This window comes from Amycolatopsis sp. NBC_01286, from assembly GCF_035982555.1.
In the GTDB taxonomy this organism is placed as follows: Bacteria; Actinomycetota; Actinomycetes; order Mycobacteriales; family Pseudonocardiaceae; genus Amycolatopsis.
On the sequence record NZ_CP108428.1, the window covers coordinates 7,731,027 to 7,748,165 of the forward strand.

16 protein-coding genes are annotated in these 17,139 nt (G+C 72.4%); 5 read left to right on the forward strand and 11 right to left on the reverse strand.

Translation table 11 applies throughout. From position 1 onward, the window contains the following. Positions 1–53 precede the first annotated feature (53 nt). On the forward strand, positions 54–1,034 hold the full coding sequence (locus OG570_RS35935; RefSeq protein WP_326953340.1) for a malate dehydrogenase: 981 nt from the start codon (positions 54–56) through the stop codon (positions 1,032–1,034). Between the two features lie 57 nt (positions 1,035–1,091). Here the strand turns inward: OG570_RS35935 and OG570_RS35940 are convergent, their stop codons facing one another. Next, entirely contained in the window at positions 1,092–1,955 is an 864-nt protein-coding gene (locus OG570_RS35940; protein ID WP_326953341.1) for a Vgb family protein, read from the reverse strand. Between the two features lie 99 nt (positions 1,956–2,054). Here OG570_RS35940 and OG570_RS35945 point away from each other — a divergent pair, with 99 nt between their 5' ends. After that, positions 2,055–2,648, forward strand: coding sequence for a ClpP family protease (locus OG570_RS35945; protein ID WP_247051721.1), 594 nt, complete (start codon positions 2,055–2,057; stop codon positions 2,646–2,648). A 144-nt stretch (positions 2,649–2,792) separates the two neighbouring features. Here the strand turns inward: OG570_RS35945 and OG570_RS35950 are convergent, their stop codons facing one another. The 4 genes from OG570_RS35950 to OG570_RS35965 all read right to left on the reverse strand — a co-directional run bounded on the left by OG570_RS35950 (position 2,793) and on the right by OG570_RS35965 (position 7,614). After that, positions 2,793–4,847 carry a M3 family metallopeptidase gene (locus tag OG570_RS35950; RefSeq protein WP_326953342.1) on the reverse strand — a complete coding sequence of 685 codons (2,055 nt, stop codon included), beginning with the start codon at positions 4,845–4,847 and terminating at the stop codon, positions 2,793–2,795. A 95-nt stretch (positions 4,848–4,942) separates the two neighbouring features. Next, positions 4,943–5,662, reverse strand: a complete 720-nt coding sequence (locus OG570_RS35955) for a histidine phosphatase family protein (protein ID WP_326953343.1) — start codon at positions 5,660–5,662, stop codon at positions 4,943–4,945. A gap of 70 nt (positions 5,663–5,732) precedes the next feature. Beyond that, complete coding sequence (locus tag OG570_RS35960) at positions 5,733–6,575, reverse strand: undecaprenyl-diphosphate phosphatase (protein ID WP_326949554.1); 843 nt, start codon at positions 6,573–6,575, stop codon at positions 5,733–5,735. A 1-nt stretch (position 6,576) separates the two neighbouring features. Then, positions 6,577–7,614: an LLM class F420-dependent oxidoreductase gene (locus tag OG570_RS35965; RefSeq protein WP_326953344.1), complete on the reverse strand. Its 1,038-nt coding sequence runs from the start codon at positions 7,612–7,614 to the stop codon at positions 6,577–6,579. An 87-nt stretch (positions 7,615–7,701) separates the two neighbouring features. Here OG570_RS35965 and OG570_RS35970 point away from each other — a divergent pair, with 87 nt between their 5' ends. From OG570_RS35970 to OG570_RS35980, 3 genes are all read left to right on the forward strand, one after another. Next, positions 7,702–8,670, forward strand: a complete 969-nt coding sequence (locus OG570_RS35970) for an aldo/keto reductase (RefSeq protein WP_326953345.1) — start codon at positions 7,702–7,704, stop codon at positions 8,668–8,670. 106 nt (positions 8,671–8,776) lie between these two features. Then, on the forward strand, positions 8,777–9,784 hold the full coding sequence (locus OG570_RS35975; protein WP_326960258.1) for a hypothetical protein: 1,008 nt from the start codon (positions 8,777–8,779) through the stop codon (positions 9,782–9,784). Further along, positions 9,781–10,005 carry a DUF5703 family protein gene (locus OG570_RS35980; protein ID WP_247051714.1) on the forward strand — a complete coding sequence of 75 codons (225 nt, stop codon included), beginning with the start codon at positions 9,781–9,783 and terminating at the stop codon, positions 10,003–10,005. Before OG570_RS35975 ends, OG570_RS35980 begins: the two co-directional genes overlap by 4 nt. 43 nt (positions 10,006–10,048) lie before the next feature. Here OG570_RS35980 and OG570_RS35985 read toward each other — a convergent pair whose 3' ends face one another. The 6 genes from OG570_RS35985 to OG570_RS36010 all read right to left on the reverse strand — a co-directional run bounded on the left by OG570_RS35985 (position 10,049) and on the right by OG570_RS36010 (position 17,138). After that, the gene (locus tag OG570_RS35985) at positions 10,049–10,546 is read right to left on the reverse strand and encodes a DUF2975 domain-containing protein (RefSeq protein ID WP_326953346.1); all 498 of its coding nucleotides are present in this window, start codon (positions 10,544–10,546) and stop codon (positions 10,049–10,051) included. Between the two features lie 31 nt (positions 10,547–10,577). Continuing rightward, on the reverse strand, positions 10,578–11,324 hold the full coding sequence (locus OG570_RS35990) for an SRPBCC family protein (protein WP_326953347.1): 747 nt from the start codon (positions 11,322–11,324) through the stop codon (positions 10,578–10,580). Between the two features lies 1 nt (position 11,325). Beyond that, on the reverse strand, positions 11,326–11,925 hold the full coding sequence (locus OG570_RS35995) for an ArsR/SmtB family transcription factor (RefSeq protein ID WP_326953348.1): 600 nt from the start codon (positions 11,923–11,925) through the stop codon (positions 11,326–11,328). 31 nt (positions 11,926–11,956) lie between these two features. Then, positions 11,957–12,850 (reverse strand): alpha/beta fold hydrolase, encoded by an 894-nt coding sequence (locus OG570_RS36000; protein WP_326949548.1) that lies wholly within the window; start codon positions 12,848–12,850, stop codon positions 11,957–11,959. Beyond that, positions 12,850–14,172, reverse strand: coding sequence for a M20/M25/M40 family metallo-hydrolase (locus OG570_RS36005; RefSeq protein ID WP_326949547.1), 1,323 nt, complete (start codon positions 14,170–14,172; stop codon positions 12,850–12,852). The genes OG570_RS36000 and OG570_RS36005 overlap by 1 nt, the downstream gene beginning before the upstream one ends. A gap of 206 nt (positions 14,173–14,378) precedes the next feature. Next, a complete protein-coding gene (locus tag OG570_RS36010) occupies positions 14,379–17,138 on the reverse strand; it encodes an AAA family ATPase (RefSeq protein ID WP_326953349.1) in 2,760 nt (919 codons plus the stop codon). Position 17,139 lies beyond the last annotated feature (1 nt).

Sequence of the window (17,139 nt, forward strand, 5' to 3'; positions counted from 1 at the left end):
TAGGCTCCGACGCACAAGCCAAAGTCGTCTCGATTTCAAGCTGGAGTAGCGCTATGACCCAAGCCCCCGTCAACGTGACCGTCACCGGCGCCGCCGGCCAGATCGGCTACGCGCTGCTCTTCCGCATCGCGTCCGGTCAGCTCCTCGGCCAGGACGTCCCGGTGAAGCTGCGGCTCCTCGAGATCCCGCAGGCGGTCAAGGCGGCCGAGGGCACCGCGATGGAACTCGACGACGGCGCCTTCCCGCTCCTCGCCGGCATCGACATCTTCGACGACCCCAAGCAGGCCTTCGAAGGCACCAACATCGCCCTCCTCGTCGGCGCCCGCCCCCGCAGCAAGGGCATGGAGCGCGGCGACCTCCTCGAAGCCAACGGCGGCATCTTCAAGCCCCAGGGCGAAGCCATCAACGCCGGCGCCGCCTCCGACATCAAGGTCCTCGTCGTCGGCAACCCCGCCAACACCAACGCCCTCATCGCCCAGTCCCACGCCCCCGACGTGCCGGCCGACCGCTTCACCGCGATGACCCGCCTCGACCACAACCGCGCGCTCGCCCAGCTCTCCAAGAAGCTCGGCGTCTCCGTCACCGACATCAAGAAGCTCGCGATCTGGGGCAACCACTCCGCCACCCAGTACCCCTCGGTCCAGCACGCCGAGGTCAACGGCAAGACCGTCGACCTCGACCAGGCCTGGCTCGAGAGCGACTTCATCCCCACCGTCGCCAAGCGCGGCGCGGCGATCATCGAGGCCCGCGGCCTCTCCTCGGCCGCCTCGGCCGCGTCCGCCGCCATCGACCACGTCCACACCTGGGTCAACGGCACCAACGACGGCGACTGGACCTCCGCCGCCGTCGTCTCCGACGGCTCCTACGGCGTCCCCGAAGGCATCATCTCGTCGTTCCCGGTCACCGCCGCCGGCGGCGAGTACAAGATCGTCCAGGGCCTCGAGATCGACGACTTCTCCCGCGCCCGCATCGACGCCTCCGTCGCGGAGCTCGTCGAGGAGCGCGACACCGTCCAGAAGCTCGGCCTCATCTGAGCCAGTACCTCGTAGCGAAAGGGTCGCCGTCCGATGTGGACGGCGACCCTTTCCGCGTCAGTACGAGATCCGCGCCAGCTTCCCGATCTCCAGCGCCGTCCACAGTGCACCGTCCGGACCCACCGCGATCCCATGCGGCTCCGACCCCGGCGTCGACAGCTCCACCTCGGTGATCACGCCGTCCACCGTGATCCGCCCGATCCGGTTACCACCCCACACCGTGAACCAGCAGGCCCCATCCGGGCCCGCCACGATCGCGTGCGGCCGCGACCCGCGGTCCGGCAACGGGAACTCGACGACCTCCCCGCCGGTGTCGATCCGCCCGACCTGACCCGCACCGATCTCCACAAACCACAACGCGCCGTCCGGCCCGGCCGTGATCCCCACCGGTGCCGCGGCCTCCGTCGGCAACGGGTACACCGAAACCTCACCGGACGTCGTGATCCGCCCGATCGCGTTCGCCTGGTTCAAGGTGACCCACAACGCCCCGTCGGAACCCGCGGTGATCATGGACGGGAACGCACCCGAAACCGGCAGGCGAAACTCCGTCACCTCACCCTCGACGGTGATCCGGCCGACCCGATCGGCGTTGATCTCGGTGAACCACAGCGCCCCGTCCGGCCCCGCCGTGATGCCGTACGGCGTCGGCACCGCGAACGACGACACCGCCCCCTCGGTCGTGATCCGCCCGATCCGGTTCCCCTGGTACTCCGTGAACCACAACGCGCCGTCCGGCCCCGGCGTGATCACCGTCGGCCCGGTCGTCGCCGGGTCCAGCTGATAGGTCGTCACCTCATACGCGGTGCTCATGCGGCCGATCTGCCCACTGTGGACCAGCGTGAACCACAACCCGCCATCCGGCCCGGCCACGACCCCGTACGGCCCCTGGCCCGGCACCACGAACTCTTCGATCGACGCCATCACGCGCCCCCCATCCCCGGTGATCGCCCGGAGCGAAACTCGCACGCCCACAGCGAACGACGATCACCACCACACCCCCAGCACCCTACGGTCGGGCCCATGACCCTCCTCGCCGTACCCGACATGCAGACACCCGGCCAGTCCTTCACCGACTCCGTCAACGAACAGCTCCTGCGCGACCGCATCGTCTTCCTCGGCACCGAAGTCACCGACGACGTCGCCAACCGGATCGTCGCCCAGCTGCTCCTGCTCGCCGCCGACGACCCCGAGAAGGACATCACCTTCTACATCAACTCACCCGGCGGCTCCGTCACGGCCGGCATGGCCATCTACGACACCATGCAGCTCGTCAAACCCGACGTCTCCACCTGGGGCCTCGGCTTCGTCGCGTCCATGGGCCAGTTCCTGCTGACCTCGGGCACCCCCGGCAAGCGCTACCTGCTGCCCAACACGCGCATCGTCATGCACCAGCCGTCGGCCGGGATCAGCGGCGCCGCCACGGACATCGCCATCCAGGCCGAGGTGTTCGGCAAGATGAAGCTCCGCATGGCCGAGCTCACCGCGCAGCAGACCGGCCAGAGCGTCGAGCGGATCACCGCCGACGCCGACCGCGACCGCTGGTTCGACGCCGGCGAAGCACTGGCGTACGGCTTCATCGACCACATCGTCACCCGCGAACAGGCGACGGCCTGACTTCCCTGGTCTTTGCTGGTTTGTAACAGCTACAGGACCGCTGATCTTCTTGAAACCAGCCCCGCAGTATAGGGCGTTATACACTTAGAGATGCTGCTGGACCCGGATGTGGTGGTCCGGGTCCAGCAGGGTTGGTCAGATGCCTCAGACGCCGTTGATGCCGCGGCGGATGAGCAGGGGTTCGATCTCGGGGTCGCGGCCGCGGAAGGCGCGGAAGGCGTCCATCGGGTCGACGCTGCCCCCCTTCCCCAGCAGGGTGCGGCGGAAGTGGTCGCCGTTCTCGCGGGTCAGGCCGCCGCTCTCGCGGAACCACTGGACGGTGTCGGCGTCGAGGACTTCGCTCCAGATGTAGGAGTAGTACCCGGCGCTGTAGCCACCGCTGAAGACGTGGGCGAAGTAGGTGGTGCGGTAGCGCGGCGGCACGCTTTCGAGCGCCACACCGGCCTTGACGAGGGCGGCGGTCTCGAACCGCTGCACCTCCCCCACGTGGTCGTCGACGCCGAGGCCGTGCCAGGCCTGGTCGAGCAGGGATGCCGCGAGGTATTCGGTGGTGGAGAAGCCTTCGCCGTACTGCTGGGCGGCGAGGAGCTTCTCGACCTGCTCGGCGGGCAGCGGCTCACCGGTCACGTGGTGCTTGGCGTAGTGGGCCAGGACCTCCGGCCACAGCATCCACATCTCGTTGACCTGCGACGGGTACTCGACGAAGTCGCGCGGCACGTTGGTGCCGGAGAACGTCGGGTAGCGCACCGCCGAGACCAGCGCGTGGAGCGCGTGCCCGAACTCGTGGAACGCGGTGACGACCTCGTCGAAGGTCAGCAGGGTGGGCTCCCCCGCCGGCGGCTTGTTGACGTTGAGCACGTTCACCACGACCGTGCGCTCGCCGAGCAGGTCGGACTGGTCGACGAAGGTGTTCATCCAGGCGCCGCCGCGCTTGGCGTCGCGGGTGTAGAGGTCGAGCAGGTACAGCCCGAGCGCGGTGCCGTCGGTGTCGAAGACCTCGAAGGTGCGGACCTCCGGGTGGTAGACGGGCAGGTCGTGGCGCTCGGTGAAGGTCAGGCCGTACAGCTTGCTGGCGGCGAAGAAGACGCCGTCGAGGTACACCCGGTCGGCCTCGAAGTACGGCCGCAGGCCCTCGGTGTCGACGTCGAAGCGCTCACGGCGGACCTGCGCGGCGTAGTACGGCCAGTCCGACGGCCGCAGCTTCGCGCCCGGGACGTCGGCCTCCAGCAGCTTCTGCAGCTCCGCGGCTTCGGTGCGGGCGTTCGCGACGGCGGCCGGGGCGAGGCGCTCGAGCAGCCCGGCGGCCGCCTCGGCGGTCTTCGCCGTCTCGTCCGCGATGACGTACGCGGCGTGGTTCGGATAGCCCAGCAGCGCGGCGCGTTCGGCGCGCAGGTGCGCGATCTCGGCGACGACGGCGTTGTTGTCCTGGTCGTTGCCCTGGTTGCCACGCGCCATCGACGCGGTGTGGATCCGCTCACGCACGTCACGGTCGCTGAGCGTCTCCAGGGGCGAAGCCTGGCTGGTCGGCAGCGTCAGGTTGATGACGTACTTGCCGGTCTCCCCGCGGGAAGCCGCCGCTTCGGCCGCCGTGGCGATCGCGCTGTCACCGAAGCCGGCCAGCTCGGCGCGGTCGCCGATGACGACGGCCAGCTCGTTGGTGTCCTTGAGCAGGTTCTGCTGGAACTTGGTCTGCAGCGTCGAGAGCTGCCCGTTGAGCTCGCGCAGGCGGGCCTGCTCGGCCTCGCCGAGCCCGGCGCCGGCGCGGCTGAAGTCGGTGTGCCGGCGTTCCAGCAGCCGCAGCGACTCCTCGTCCAGCCCGAGGTCTTCGCGCCGGGCGTGGAGCGCGTCGATCCGGGCGAACAGCCGCGGGTTGAGGTGGATCGCGTCGTGGTGGGCGGCCAGCTTCGGCGCGAACTCCGCCTGGATGGCCTGGATCTCGTCGGTGCTGTTGGAGCCGGCCAGGTTGTAGAAGACGCTCGCCACGCGGCCGAGCAGCTCCCCGGCGCGTTCGAGGGCCTCGACGGTGTTCTCGAACGTCGGCTCGGCGTCCTGCGCCGCGATCTGCTCGATCTCGGCGGCGTGCTCGGCCAGGCCCGCCTCGAACGCGGGCCGGTAGTGCTCGTCGGAAATCCGGTCGAAGGGCGGCAGGGCGTAGGGCAGCTCGCTGGGTGCGGCGAACGGATTGTCCGGCGAAATCATCTCGGGGCAGGCTCCTGGTCGGGGAAAACACTCGGTCCCGCCACCCTACGTGCTCCCCCGGGAGCGATGTCAGCGCTTTCCGTAGGTGGCCGGGGTCACCGGCCGGTGGTACCGCCGACGACCGCGTCGCTGCTCGAGGCGTCCTTCGCGGCCTTTTTGCCCCGCTTCGCCGGTTTCGGCGCGGGCGGCACGATGCCGCGGAAGTCACCGCTGTGGTCGTTGACGCGCAGGACGAACGGCCGGGTCTCGGTGTAGCGCACGACCGAGATCGACGACGGGTCGACGACGATCCGCTGGAAGGCGTCGAGGTGCTGGCCGAGGGCGTCGGCGATGAGGGACTTGATCACGTCGCCGTGGCTGCACAGCAACCAGACGGCGTGGTCGCCGTGCTCGGCGGCGATCCGGCGGTCGTGGGCCCGGACCGCGGCCACCGAGCGGGCCTGCATCTGCGCGAGCCCCTCGCCGCCGGGGAACACCGCGGCGGAGGCGTGCGCCTGCACGACGCGCCAGAGCGGTTCCTTGGCCAGGTGCTTGAGCTCCTTGCCGGTCCAGTCGCCGTAGTCCACTTCGGACAGCCCGGGCTCGACGGTCTTCCCGATCCCCCGCGCCGCCAGCAGCGGCGCGACGGTCTGCTTGCACCGCAGCATCGGCGACACGACCACGCCAGCCAGCGGGACGCCGTCGAGGCGTTCGACGAGCTTCTCCGCCTGGGCCCGGCCCGTGTCGTCGAGGTTCACCTTCGGGGACCGCCCGGCCAGGATGCCGGATCCGTTGGCCGTCGACTTGCCGTGCCTGACCAGAATGACCGTACTCACAGGACCCACCCTACGTTGCCGCCGATCATCCTCCCGGGTACTGGGCGGCAACGCGGGTGACCCGCGACGATCAGCTGCCGACCGGCCCGGCGTTCGGGTCCAGGGCGCCGGTGAAGATGAGGACGAACAGCAGCACGCCCAGAACCAGGCGGTAGACCACGAACGGCACGAAGCTGCGCTTCTTGATGTAGGCCATCAGCCAGGCGATCACCAGGTAGCCGACGCCGAAGGCGACCAGCGTGGCCAGGATCGTCGGGCCCCACTGGGCCGGTACGCCGCCCGAGCCGATGTCCTTGAGCTTGTACACGCCCGAGCCGAACACCGCGGGCAGCGCCAGCAGGAACGAGTACTCGGCCGCCTCGGCGCGGGTGTAGCCCATCAGCAGGCCCGCGCTGGTCGTGCCGCCCGAGCGGGAGACGCCGGGGATGAGCGCCAGCGCCTGGGCGAACCCGAAACCGAGGCCGTGCGGCACGGTCAGCTCGTCCAGGCCGCGCTCCTGCTTCCCGATCCGGTCGGCGACCAGCAGGATCAGGCCGAACACGATGAGCACGGTCGCGGTGATCCGCAGGTCGCGGAACGCGCTGTCGATGGCGTCCTGCAGCAGCAGGCCGAGCACCACGATCGGCAGCGAGCCGACGATGATCAGCCAGCCCAGCCGGGCGTCCGGGTCCCGGCGCCAGTCCGGTTTGTACAGCGAGAAGAACCAGGCCTGCAGGATCTTCCCGATCTTCTTGCCGAAGTAGAGGATCACCGCGAGCTCGGTGCCGATCTGGGTGACGGCGGTGAACGCCGCCCCCGGGTCGTCCCAGCCGACGAGCGCCGCGACGATCCGCAGGTGCGCGCTCGAGGAGATCGGCAGGAACTCCGTCAAACCCTGGACCAGGCCCAGGACGAGCGATTCGAACCACCCCACGTCAGGCCACCCCCGCCAGCTCGAGCGCCTCGACGGCCGTGCGCAGGGCGGCCCCCGGGTCGGGGCTGAACGACGACACCGACAGGGTCGTCACGCCGGCTTCGGCGAATTGGGTCATCTTCTCCGCGATCCGTTCCTTGGGTCCGAGCAGCGACGTGGCGTCGAGGAACTCCAGCGGCACCGCCGCCATCGCCCCCGCGCGGTCGCGGGTCAGGTACTTCTCCTGCACTTCGGCGGCTTCGGCTGCGAAGCCCATCCGGCAGGCCAGCTGGTTGTAGAAGTTCTTCTCCCGGCTGCCCATGCCGCCGAGGTAGAGCGCCGCGTACCCGCGGACGGCGTCCGCGCAGGCCCGCCAGTCGTCGCCGACGACCAGGGGCACGGTCGGGACGACGTCGAAGCCGTCCATCGACCGCCCGGCCGCGTCGGCGCCGGCCCGGATCTGCGCGAGCTGCTCCCCCGCGTGGGCGGGCGAGAAGAACACCGGCAGCCAGCCGTCGGCGATCTCGCCGGTCAGCGCCAGGTTCTTCGGCCCGATCGCGGCCAGGTACAGCGGGATGTGCTTGCGCGCCGGGCGGACGGTCAGCCGCAGCGCCTTGCCGGGGCCGTCCGGCAGCGGGAGCGTGAAGTGCTCGCCCTCGAACTTCAGCCGCTCGCGGCGCAGCGCGCTGCGCACGATCCCGACGTACTCGCGGGTGCGGCCCAGCGGCGACGCGAACCGCACGCCGTGCCAGCCCTCGGACACCTGCGGTCCGGAGACGCCGAGGCCGAGCCGGAACCGGCCGCCCGAGAGCGTGTCCAGGGTGGCGGCGGTCATCGCGGTCATCGCCGGGGTCCGCGCCGGGATCTGCAGCACCGCGGCGCCGACGTCGATCCGCGACGTCTGCGCCGCGATCCAGGAAAGCACCGTCACGGCGTCCGAACCGTAGGCCTCCGCCGCCCACACGACGGCGTAGCCGAGTTCGTCCGCTTGTTTCGCCAGGGCCAGGTTCGCGGGGTCGTTCCCCGCTCCCCAGTAGCCGAGATTCAGTCCGAGTCGCACGGGGCCAGACCCTAACGGGGGCCCTTGTGGGCGACACGACTCACCTTGGTCAGGTCCGGCCGGGGCGGCCCACTAGGCTCGGCGGTCGTGGAAAAGCGACAGCTGGGCCGCTCGGGACTGCGGGTCTCGCGGATGGCGCTCGGCACCATGACCTGGGGTGGCGACACCGACGCGGAGGAAGCGGCGAGCCAGCTGGTCGCCTTCGTCGACGCCGGCGGCACCCTGGTGGACACCGCCGACATCTACGGCGAAGGCGAAGCCGAACGGGTGCTCGGCTCACTTCTGGGTGATCTCGTCCCGCGCGACGACATCGTCCTCGCGACGAAGGCCGTCGCCCGGCGCACCGACGGCCCGTTCGGCGGTGGCGCCTCCCGCGGCGCGCTGCTCTCGGCGCTCGACGGCTCGCTGAAACGCCTCGGCACCGACCACATCGACCTGTGGCAGCTGCACGCCTGGGACCCGACGGTGCCGGTCGCCGAGACCCTCGCCGCCCTCGAATACGCCGTCAACAGCGGCAAGGCCCGCTACGTCGGCGTGTCCAACTACTGCGGCTGGCAGCTGGCGACGGCCGCCGCCGGGGCCGCCGCGGTCGCGCCGCTCGTCTCCACCCAGGTCGAGTACTCGCTGCTGGAACGCGGGGTGGACCGCGAGGTCGTGCCCGCCGCCGAGCACCACGGCATCGGCCTGCTGCCCTGGGCACCGCTCGGGCGCGGGGTGCTGACCGGCAAGTACCGCAGCGGCACGCCGGCCGACTCCCGCGGCGCCTCCAGCGTGTTCGCCGGGTACGTCGAGCACCACCGCACCGACCGCGCCGCCCGGATCGTGCAGGCGGTCGCGACCGCCGCCGACGGGCTCGGCACGTCCCCGCTCGCCGTTGCGCTGGCCTGGGTCCGCGACCGGCCCGGCGTGGTCGCCCCGGTCGTCGGCGCCCGCGACACCGGCCAGCTCACCGGCTCCCTCACGGCGGAGGGCATCACCCTCCCGCCGGCGATCCGGTCGGCGCTCGACGACGTCAGCGCGATCGAGGCCGGCTACCCGGAGCGGTGGCCCCGGTGATCGACACCACGGCAGGTGTCTGTTGGGTGACATGCACGTGACGGCAAGACGATCGTGGAGGATGCTGGTGAAGACCGCCCGTCGAGGGACATCTGGAGGCACCAACGTGCGTCGGCTCACCGCCGCGTCGCGGATCGCGATCCCGCTCGCCGGTGTTCTGGTGCTCGCCGGCTGCTCCTCGGCCAAGTCGGACAGCGACGACCTGCAGATCGTCGCGAACCCGGTGGCCGCGCAGCCGGCCGTCTCCCCCGCTGTCACCGTGAAACCCGCCGGGCAGGTCCTGCCCGGCGCCGCCGTTTCCGCGGTGGCCGTGTCGGGGGCGACGCTGGTCGTCGCTCTCGCTCGGCAGCCGTCTTTGCAGCTCTACGACCTGAACGCGCTTGCGTCACCGCCGGTGAATATGCCGTTATACGGCACAGCTTCACGGTTGACCGTGGCGCCCGGCCGGGTGGAGATCGCGGAGCCGGGTCAGGGTGTGGTGCAGCAGCTGACGTTGCCGGACCGGAAGCTCACGGAGACGAAGACGGGCGGGCAGCCGGCGTCGAGCATCGCCTACGGCGCCGATCGGCTGGTCGCGATGGGGGCGGCGAAGGACATCCAGGTGCTGCCCGCGAGCGGTCCGGCGCGGACGATCGGCGGGCAGATCTACAGCGCCGACGACGTCCTGGCGGCCGGCGACGGTGTCGTGGTACTGGATCGCCTGCGCACGGCCGTGTTCTCCGTGGACGTCGCCGGCGGCAAGATCAACGAAGGCCTGCGGGCGGGTGACGGCGCCGCCAACGCCGTCGCGGACTCCTACGGCCGGATCCTGGTGACCGACGCGCGGGCGGGCGCGCTGATCGCGTTCTCGGCGTCGCCGCTGATCATGCGGCAGCGCTACCCGGTGCCGGGTGGCGCGTACGGGATCGCCTACGACGCCAAGCGAAGCCTCGCCTGGGTGACGCTGACGGCACGCAACGAAGTGGTCGGGTTCGACGTCCGCGGCGGTGAGCCGGTCGAGAAGTACCGGTTCCCCACCGTGCGCCAGCCCGACTCGGTGGGGGTCGAGGACCAGAGCGGCCGGGTGATCATCGGCTCCGCCGCCGGAGAAGGGACCCAGGTGATCCAGCCATGACGACGGTCAGCGAGGCGGTGGTCGAAGGGGATTGGGAGTACCGCCGCCTGCACCTGCCCCCGGGTGTGTCCCGGCGTGCGGCGGCGATCCAGCTCTCCATCCACGCGGAGTTCGCCGGCTGGGAACTGCGGAACGTGCGGCTCTACGCCGACGGCACCCGCAAGGTCTGGCTGCGCCGCAAGAAGACGGGTGAGACCCTGCCCGGCGGCCTGCCCACCTGATCGACCGGCGCCGACCGGCCTCGGGTGGCTGCGCCCCGGGCCGTCAGACGACGCCGTCCAGCTCGGTGCGCAGGCCGATCGCCTTGACCAGCAGGTGCCGGCCGGCGAACAGGAGCAGCACCGCCGCCGTGCCCGCCACGACCGCCGCGGCCGTGCCGAGCCAGAGGCCGATGACCTCCATGCCGTCGCTCGGTGACGGGATGTCGGCGAGGGTCACGTAGGCGAAGACCGCGGCGGTGACCACGGTCGCGGCCGCCGTCGCGCCGACCACGACGTTCGCCCCGGTGAGGGCCGACGGCTGGAAGACCGTGCCCCGGCTCGCCCGGCGCAGCAGCATCCCGAGGCCGACGAGCGCGAGCTGCCCGCACGCCACGAACGCGATCGCCGCGGCCACCAGGGGGAGCCGGATCGGCGCGTACGGCGGGAACAGCTCGACCTGGTCGGCCGCGCTCGTCGGGATCACGACGAGCTGGGCGTACAGGCCGACGAGGAACGCGCCGGCGACGACGGTCTGCAGCGAGGCGACGAGTAAGCGAGGCATGTATCGATAGTCGATGCCTACCGCTCGATTGTCAATCGAACACGCGGGCCAGCCAGTCGCTCCAGATCTTTTCTTCGACCTCGCCGTCCGCGCCGGGCGTGAAAACGTGGTGGGCCGCGACCACCGGACCGCGGAAGCCCCGCATGAACCGGATCATCGCGTCGGGCGTGCGGATGCCGACGGCCTGGTCGTCGGCCACGTAGACGACGCCCTCGACCGGCGCGCGGCCGTCGAGGTCCAGGCGCACCCGGTCCCCTTCGGCGATCCGGGCCGGAAGTCCCAGCGCGGCCCCGAGTTTCGCCCAGGCTTCGGTCCAGTCCGGGACCGGCGGCCCGAACGCCGTGACCGGGACCGCGACGCGGCCGGCGAAGTGCGTGACGTACTCGACCAGCGTGCGCAGGAACAGCGCCCGGCCCGACGTCATCGCCTCGAACTCGTCCTCCCAGTCGTCGCCCGGCAGGAAGCCGCTCGTGACGCACCGGATCACCGAACTGCCGCCTTCGCGGCCCTCGATGAGGAACTCGTAGGCGATGTGCCGGCCGTCGGGCGCGGTGTCGGTGCCGTAGACCAGCCGCTCGAGCGGCTCCCACTCGCGGATCCCGCACTCGGACCGGTAGCCGCCGAAGGCGCCGCGGACGACACCGCCGGTGCCGCTCTCGACCTCGTTGCGGCCCATGAACCACGAGTCGATGCCCGGGCCGGTGGCGATGGCCGCCCACAGCTGTTCCGGCGTCGCGTCGACGTCGGCGACGTCGGTCCGTTCGAAGTCGCGGCCCATGTCAGGACTCCTCCCCCGGCGTCGCCGGCACGCTCGGGTGCACGGCGACGATCACCCGGTGCTTGCGGCCCTTCTCGGCCGTCTCGTCGTGGTACTTCCCCACCAGCGTGGTGACGGCCGTCGCTAGCTCCTCGGCGAACGCGGCCCGGTCGGCCGCCGAGGCGAACCGCACCTCGCCGTCGAGCGCGAAGGTGGCGACCCGCTGGTTCGCCTTGGCCGCGCCGGTGATGAGCACGCCGACGTCACGCACCAGCCGGCCGGCCACCGCGAGCAGCCAGCGGGCCGAGAGCCGGTCCGGCGACCGGGCCGGGTCCGGCTGCACCGCGGCCAGGGCCGCCGGCGAGATGACGTACGAGGACGCCGTCGCCCGCATCATCCGCTCGGTGACGTTGCCCTTCCGGCGCTCCTCGACCAGCTCCACCAGGCCGTGCGCCTCCAGCGCCCGCAGGTGGTAGTTGACCTTCTGCCGCGGCAGGTCGACCCGCCCGGCCAGCATCGTCGCGGACGCCGGTTCCGCCAGCTCGGCCAGGAGCCGGGCCCGGATGGGGTCCAGCGAAACCTCGGCCGCCGCCGGGTCTTCGATCACCGCCACGGAGAACATGCGCCCAGCATCGTGCCGAACAGAAGAGTTGTCAAGAACTCTCGTCTTGTCGGTAACTCGCGTTCACCAGAGCGAGGATCCGCGGCAGCACCTGCGGCGCGGCCTCCAGCGGCACGACGTGCCCGACACCCGGCAGCACCACGGCCGTGCCGTCGTCGAGGCCGCCGGCCCACTGCTCGACGTCGGCGGCCCGGACGATGCGGTCCCGCTCCCCCACGATCGCCGTCACCGGCAGGCCGCTGACCTGCGTCAACGCCGCGTCACGCGCGTAGGCGTCCAGGGCCGGGCGGAACAGGGAGACGGTGTGCGGCCAGTTGCCGCGGATCATCTGCACGGTCAGCTCGACCAGGTCCGGCTCGGGGTCGTCGCCGAAGAGCCACCACCGCAGCCCGGCACTCACCGCGCGGCTCGTGCGCTCGTGCACCACGCCGAACAGCTTCGAGCCGAGCACCGCTTCGAGGTCGCGGGCCAGCTTGCCCAGCGCGTTCGGCCAGGTCGCCGAGACCTCCGTGGCCAGCGTGCCCGACGACGTCGCGAGCAGCGCCAGCCCGGACACCCGGGCGCGGAACAGCTCCGGGTGCCGCTGGGACAGCGACATGATCGCCAGCCCGCCCATGTCGTGCCCGACCAGCACCACCCGCCCGGCCGGGACCTCGCGCTCCAGCAGCTCGGCGAGGTCGTCGCCGAGCTGGGCCATGGTCGCCGTCCCGCGGCGCGCCCGCCCGGACCCGCCGTGGCCGCGCTGGTCGTAGGTCAGCACGGCCACCGGCCCCTCGGCGGCGTCCGGCACCAGCGGCGCGATCCGGTCCCAGCTGCGCTGGTCGAGCGCGTAGCCGTGGACGAACACCACCGCGACCGGCGCGTCCGGGTCGCCCCGGCGGACGACCGCCAGCGGCGTGCCGTCGGCGAGCGCGAAGCCGGTCATCAGGACGTGCGCAGGAACCGGTCCAGCACGCGGGTGCCGAACTTCAGCGCCTCGATCGGGACGCGCTCGTCGACGCCGTGGAACAGGGCCGAGAAGTCGAGGTCCGCGGGCAGCTTGAGCGGCGCGAAGCCGAAGTTGCGGATGCCGAGGTCCTGGAAGGACTTCGCGTCGGTGCCGCCGGAAAGCATGTACGGCAACGTCTTCGCGCCCGGGTCCTCGGCCAGGATCGCCGCGGTCATGGCGTCGACGAGCGCGCCGTCGAAGGTCGTCTCGACCGGCGGCAGCTCCATCCACTCCTTCTCGATGTCTGGGCCGAGCAGCTCGTCGAGCTCGCGGTCGAACGCCTCGAGGCGACCCGGCAGGATCCGGCAGTCCACCGACGCCTCGGCCACCGACGGGATGACGTTCGACTTGTAGCCGGCGGTGAGCATCGTCGGGTTGGCCGTGTCGCGCAGGGTCGCGCCGATCATCCGGGAGATGTTGCCCAGCTTGGCGACCGAGCCCTCCAGGTCGTCCTCCGGGAAGTCCCAGCCGGTGATCTCGGTGACACCGGCGAGGAACTCCTTCACGGAGTCGGTGAGCACCAGCGGGAAGCGGTGGTTGCCGAGCTTCGCGACGGCTTCGGCCAGCTTCGTCACGGCGTTGTCGCGGTGGATCATCGAGCCGTGGCCGGCGGTGCCGCGCACGCGCAGCTTCATCCAGCGGATGCCCTTCTCCGCCGTCTCGATCAGGTACGCGCGGACGTCGTCCTTCAGCGTGATCGAGAAGCCGCCGACCTCGCTGATCGCCTCGGTGACGCCCTCGAACAGCTCGGGCCGGTTCTCGACCAGCCACTGGGCGCCGTACTTGCCGCCCGCCTCTTCGTCGGCGAGGAACGCGAAGACCAGGTCGCGCGGCGGCACGACGTTGTGCATCTTGTAGTGCCGGGCCAGCGCGAGCGCCATCCCGCACATGTCCTTCATGTCGACCGCGCCGCGGCCCCAGACGTAGTCGTCCTGGATCGCGCCGGAGAACGGGTGGACCGACCACTCGGACGGATCGGCCGGCACGGCGTCGAGGTGACCGTGGATCAGCAGCCCACCCCGCTCGCGATCGGCCCCTTCGAGCCGCACGATGACGTTGTGCCGGTTCTTCCCACCCGACTCGACGTAGGTGATCTCGTAGCCGGCGTCGGTCAGCTTCTCCGCGACGTACTCGGCCGCCGCCCGCTCGCCGACCAGGGTCTCGGGGTCCCCGGTGTTGGTGGTGTCGATGCGGATGAGCTCACTGGTCAGCGTGACGGCCTCGGCCGCGGCGGCTTCGATCAGGTTCGGTTCGGTCACCGGCCATTCCTATCATTCCGCGAGGCGGGAAGCCGGACGCGATCACCCGCTGGACCGTGGGTGGCCCGCTCGGCGGCGGGCGGGCCACCGGTCACCGGACCCACGTTCGGGGCTCCGCGAACAACTTCCGTCGCGCGGGCACCGGAAACTGCGGTCAGGGCGGCCGCCGGCTGTGCGTTTCCCCACCTTTCCCGGGCGCCGCGGTGTCACTCCTCCGCGGTGCGGCCGCCCAGGGCGCCGGCCAGGTCCGGACGGCCGTCGATCTTCAGCTTGCGGTAAGAGCTTGTCAGGTGCTTCTCCACCGCTCGGCGGCTGATGCTCAGCTGCTCGGCGATCTCCGAGTTCGTCCTCCCGCGCACCGCCAGTTCCGCCACCGTTGCCTCGCCGCGGGTCAGTTCGGCTGTTGCGCGAGCGGGCTCGGTGTGGGTTACCGGGCCGGCCTCGCGGGTCAGCAGGCGGCCCATTCCGCAGGTTTCCGCCAGGGCCTGGGCGCGGGCCAGCAACCGTTGCGCCGCTTCGGGTTCCGTGGGCCTCAGCCGCTCGGCCAGGTCGGCTCGGGCCTTGGCCTCCTCCAGGTCGTCCGGTGAGCGGGCGAGCAACTCGACCGCCTCGTGCAGCAGCCGGATTCCGTCGCGGCCGGCGTCCAATGCCGCGAGGACTCGCAGGGCGCGGCCGACCGTTGCGGGTGCGCCCCACGCGACGCAGCGGCGGTGGTGTTCTTCGGCCAGGCGTCCGGCTTCGTCGGTGCGGCCGAGGCGGTGGGCCAGTAGCGCCGCCGACGTGCGCCACGGGTAGAGGGCTGGGTTGCGCCAGCCGGCCCGGTCGAGCCGGCGCCCGCAGTCGAGGAACTGCGCCAGCGCCGCGCCGGGGTCGTCGGCGGCGGCCAGTGTCCCGCGCAGGCTCCGCTGGACGGCGAGCACGGCGAGGCCGTCGCCGGCCGGGAGGTCGTCCAGCACCGTGCGGGTCAGCGTCCGGTCGCCGGTCGCGGTCGCGACCAGGCCGAGGATCGTGGCCGGTAGCGCGAGCACGTCGTAGCCGGCGGGCTCGGCGAGCCGGAACGCCCGGCCCGCCGGTTCCCCGGCCGCCGCGGCCCGGCCGCGGGCCAGCAGCGCCAGCGCCCGGTGCACGTCCAGCAGCGCCCGGGTCGCCGCGGTGCCCGCCGCGCCGGTGGCCGACAGCCACGGCGTCACGACGTCGACGCGGCCCGCCGCGACCAGGACGACCGGGACGATCCGCAGCATGGCCCCGGCGCGGACGGACCGCGCGGGCTCGTGGTCCAGCAGGCAGGTCGCCCGGCGCGCGGCTTCCTCGGCGTCGATCCGCCCGGCCAGCGTCGCGGCCAGCAGCAGCACGGCCCGCAGCTCGCGTTCGGCCGCCCCGGGGCCGGCCGGGGTGTCGGTCAGCTCGCGCAGCCGGGCCGGCGCCGCGGCCAGCCGGGCCGGGTCCTCCAGCGCGGCGAACCAGTCGTGCGCTTCCAGCCGCAGGGCGAGGTCGCGGTCGTGCCCGGTCAGGGCGGCGGCCGGGCCGAGCTCGCCGGCGACGGCGCGCACGAGCTCGGTCACCAGCGGGCCGCGCGCGGTGATCGTGAACGGGATCCGGGTGACCGCCGCGGCCCGGTCGCGAACCGTCGGCAGCAGCGGTGCGGCCTGGACCAGGTGCCGCACGGCGGAGGCCGGGTCGGGGCCGAGCTCGGCGGCGGCCAGCTCGACGAGCAGCGGCGCGCGCCCGGCGCTGCCCGGCGGCAGTTCGAGCAGCGCCCGCCGCAGGTAGCGCGCCGCGGACTCGGGCGCGCCCCGGCGCAGCGCGCCGACGGCGGCCGCCCGCAGCATCTCGATCTCCGGGCCGCCGCACAGGGTGTCGACGCGCAGCAGCTGCCCGGCGATGTCCTCCGCGGGGTAGCCCCGCACGGTCAGCAGCCCGGCCGCGGTGCGGTGGGCGGCGGCGGTGTCTGCGGCCGACGCGGTCTCTTCGACCACCCGCACCAGCGCGGCCTCGGGTACCAGCCGGCCGTCCGCGGCGACGGTGAGCCAGGGGCCCTGCAGCGCGGCGCGCGCCGCGCTGCAGGCGGCGTCGGCCAGCCCGCTCAGCGCCGCGACGAGCGCGGGTTCGGCGTGCCGCCCCAGCACGACCACGGCCCGGGCGAAGGCCTCGACCTCCGGATCACGCCGGACGAGCACCCGCAGCCGCTCGCGGCGGAGGTCCGCGCCGAGGGCACGCAGCCGGGCGCGGTCGTCGGCCTTCGCCGTCAACCGGTGGGAGAACGCCCGGTCCAGCAGGGCCCGCAGGTCCTTGGGACGGCCGCCGGTGAGCTCGTGGCAGGCCGCCGCGAACTCCGGGTCGTGACCGGCGTCGAAGCGCGCGGCGACCAGCCGCCCGGTCGCGGCGAGCGACAGCGGCTCGGCCCGCACGTGGTGGCGGGCGGCGGCCTCGATCTCCGGCACGAACGCGGTGCGGGCACCCGCGCCGTCGCGCAGGACCGCGCCGATCAGGACGCGCATGCCGGACAGCCGGGTGACCAGGAAAGCCAGGGCCCGCAAGGAAAGCTCGTCCGCCCAGTGCAGGTCGTCGACGAGCACGACCACCCCGCGGGACCGGCTCAGCCGCGCCAGCAGCGCGTGCAACCCGTGCAGCAGGGACGCCAGCTCCGCCGGACCGGCCGAGCCGTCGGCCAGCGGGCCGAGCACCTGCCGGGCCACCGGCGGCAGCGCCGGGTCGTCCGGGTCGGCGAGGATCGGCAGCACGAGCTGCCGGACGACCCCGAGCGGGAAGGCCTGTTCGAGCTGGGCCCCGCTCGAACGCAGGATCCGCGCGCCGTGGGCCGCGCCGAGCTGGGCCAGGTGCCGCAGCAGCGCCGAGCCACCGGCGCCGGCCTCGCCGTGGATCAGCAGCAGGCCGCCGCTCCCGGCGTCGGCGTCGCGCACCGCCTCGTCCAGCACCGACAGGTGCGCTTCCCGTTCCAGCAGCACC